The 2,900-nt window shown below is 39.7% G+C and carries 2 protein-coding genes; both read right to left on the bottom strand.

All coding sequences use genetic code 11. From position 1 onward, the window contains the following. Positions 1-559: 559 nt before the first annotated feature. On the bottom strand, positions 560-1,441 hold the full coding sequence (locus tag H1P_RS32430; RefSeq protein WP_144875470.1) for a glycosyltransferase family 2 protein: 882 nt from the start codon (positions 1,439-1,441) through the stop codon (positions 560-562). Positions 1,442-1,540: 99 nt separating this feature from the next. Next, positions 1,541-2,851 (bottom strand): glycosyltransferase family 87 protein, encoded by a 1,311-nt coding sequence (locus H1P_RS32435; RefSeq protein ID WP_144875472.1) that lies wholly within the window; start codon positions 2,849-2,851, stop codon positions 1,541-1,543. Between the last annotated feature and the right edge of the window lie 49 nt (positions 2,852-2,900).

Raw genomic sequence — 2,900 nt, forward strand, 5'->3', positions numbered from 1 at the left:
GGCTTAACTAAATCCTCTAGCTGTTGAGAGATTACTTGATTGTCTACATTGGGCTGACTTCTGTTTCTAACGTGATCTCGAATGCTTTTTTGTGAGTGTGCCATTGAATTACTCGCGATCAGGCGGAGCCTGGCACTGCGTGATCGCTCTTTCACTTCATCGATTGTCACTGCCTAGTTTAAAACTCTCACAGCTACCAATTTGACTGCATTTGACAATTTGTACTTTTTCTTAACTTGTCACCAATGGCTAATAGCTAATAGCTTTGTACTTGACGGGAGGAAATGCGTGACTGAAAAGCGCGCTGTCTTACAACAGTCCTCTGGGTCGGGAAACCCAACTGCAAGGCTGTTGCGCCCCGTCCGAGAGCGAGTGTTGACAGCTCTTCCAACAATCACGCTACTGAGTTCAAGACGATTACGCCTTTGCGTTGTCTACAATCGAGTAGGGTCTAATACCCTGTTTGATTGGCAATCGCGCTTATAGCTTATACCTTATTTACGCCCGCCTCTACTAGGAGCTTCGCTCCTTTATTAAATATACTAAATGAAAATATTGTCTAAGTATTTAATTTTTCCCAGAAGAATCCAGAAACATTAGCCACTTGAGAAAGAAAAAACAAGCTAGAAATCAAAACTTTGGGTTGTCCAGCCTCTTGAGAGAAAGGATAAGAAAGTAAATCAAAATAAAAAGATAATGGCTCAACTTCTAGTTCTTTGGCTGCTCTTTGGGCGCGCAATTGATGAAAACAAAAAGCTCCTCTGCCATAACCAAAATGTTGTCGCCAAAAAGATTTGAAATTGAGGTGATGATAGTGATTTATCTGAGCCTCTGGGTCGTAAACCATGGGATAGCTAGCTTCCCAGCGATCGCAAAAGTCGCGATCTTCCGCAGCAGCCAGAGGAAAGGAAACATCAAAACCCCCTAAGCTATCAAAACCAGATTTTGGCATGGCGATATTGTTAGAAGCAAAAAAGGCTTTCTTCCCCTTTGCAGGATTGTAATACTCGTAAAGATAATCAATCAATTCTTGAGAGGCGGTAGAAAAAGGATTATCCGATAGAGCATTAATCGTTTTACCACCAATCATGGCTTTTGGTGCAGTGGCTAAACTAGCTGCAAATTGCGAAAGCCAATTAGGTAAAGGCTGACAATCATCATCAGTAAACGCCAAAAATTCTCCTTGAGCTTCCTTTGCACCACGATTTCTCGCAGCAGCAGGACCCGCATTTTCTTGACGTAATAATTTGATTTTAATTTTATTTTGTAGTGGTGCAACTACTCCGTCTAAGAGACTTTCACTGCCATCATCCACTACTATAACTTCAAAGCGATCGCTAGAATAAATTATTTTAGCGATCGCTTGCAAGCAATTTGCCAATCTTTCAGGGCGATTATAGGTAGGAATTATAATCGAAAAATTAGGGTCTTGAGAATTCATAACTTAATTATCTGGCGTTGGTGAATGCATAATGCTGAGACAAGTTTTTACTAATCTATACTGTTATTCAAAATTATTTCAAAGCTTATAGCTTATAGCCTATAGCTTATAGCTACGAACCGTATTATTTTGGGTGACATTACTTAAATCAGCAACGCCAATTATCTTATTTCTTTGTACGAAAGCTTGAAAAACCAGAAATCCTAACATCAAGAACCAAACTGTTACTTGTCCACCTTTAAATAATAAATCCCAAGGAGGATTTAGAAGGCGCAACCGATCGGGAACCAAAATAGAGCAAGTTGCGATCGCCAACACGATACCACTCAGAGTTCTAGCTGTTCGATCCATAGTAGTTTGTTTGGCAAGGCGAAATAAAGTCACCATGGGTAATATGATTACAAGATCATCGTAAACCCTATGATAAGCCCAAAATCTTGATATTAATGCTGTAATTCCAATCAAAAGCCACAAATCAACATAACGATGAAAATAAAGCCAGATACCAAAAATAAGCAAAATCAGCATCGAAAACTCGAAGTTAAATTCTGAAAGTCCTATTGAATTCAAAAGATTATGGATGTCTCCATATCCCACCAGCATATTTGGTTCTGCTGTTGAACCAACTACAGTTCCCGATACTCCACGCTCTAACCAATCTAGATGAAGGTCGATAATATTGGAGTCTTGAAATGCTGTGGCAATCAAGGCAAATAGAATATAAATAATACCAGCAAAAACAGCTACCAACCAACCTCTAGGAACAAACATCGGGATTAAAAAGAATGGGGCAGTCACTGTAGGTTTGACCAGCGCAACAGCGATCAAAAAGCCTGCTAGTAGGCTAGATTTCCACCGACTTGGCGCAGATGAATGTCTCTTGATAAGCACTAATCCTGCTACTAAGGAAGCTAGAATATGTATCGTTAACTGACCATTACCAATGTTGATGTTGGTGGCATAAGTGGTTAAACCAATTAAGGTAATAAAAGTTTTTTCTTGTAAATTGTACGCTTTACTGGCTCGTAGTAGAAGATATATCAACCAAACTAACCCAACCAAGCTAGTGATTGCCCACAAGTAACGAACAAATGTCCACGATGGATAAATTAAAAAAGGCCACAGAATTACATGACTAGCAGGCGGATAGACTCCCCCATTTGTTAACTGACTATATACGTGTCCTCCAGAAAACCAAAGCTGAACCTCTGTGTAACGTTGCATTAAATCAACAGCAGGATTAGGACCTTTAAGAAACAGCAAACGGGCAATCCCGTAACCAATGCGGGAAACTGCTGCTGCTGCCATCACAGTGATCGATATTCTGAGGATGAGTTCATGCCATCGTATCCATAGCTTTAAAGGTAGTTGAAGAATTCCTGTAGATGATTTGGAAGGTGGTTGATTCATTTCATTATTGGGAGGAAAGAAAAAATAAAATTTCTCTTCAAAATTTCAT

Source organism: Hyella patelloides LEGE 07179, assembly GCF_900659865.1.
Classification (GTDB): Bacteria; Cyanobacteriota; Cyanobacteriia; order Cyanobacteriales; family Xenococcaceae; genus Hyella; species Hyella patelloides.

Bases quoted from the DNA above. Each gene is read 5' to 3' on its own strand.
- H1P_RS32430 (WP_144875470.1), bottom strand. From the start codon at position 1,441: ATGAATTCTCAAGACCCTAATTTTTCGATTATAATTCCTACCTATAAT.
- H1P_RS32435 (WP_144875472.1), bottom strand. From the start codon at position 2,851: ATGAATCAACCACCTTCCAAATCATCTACAGGAATTCTTCAACTACCT.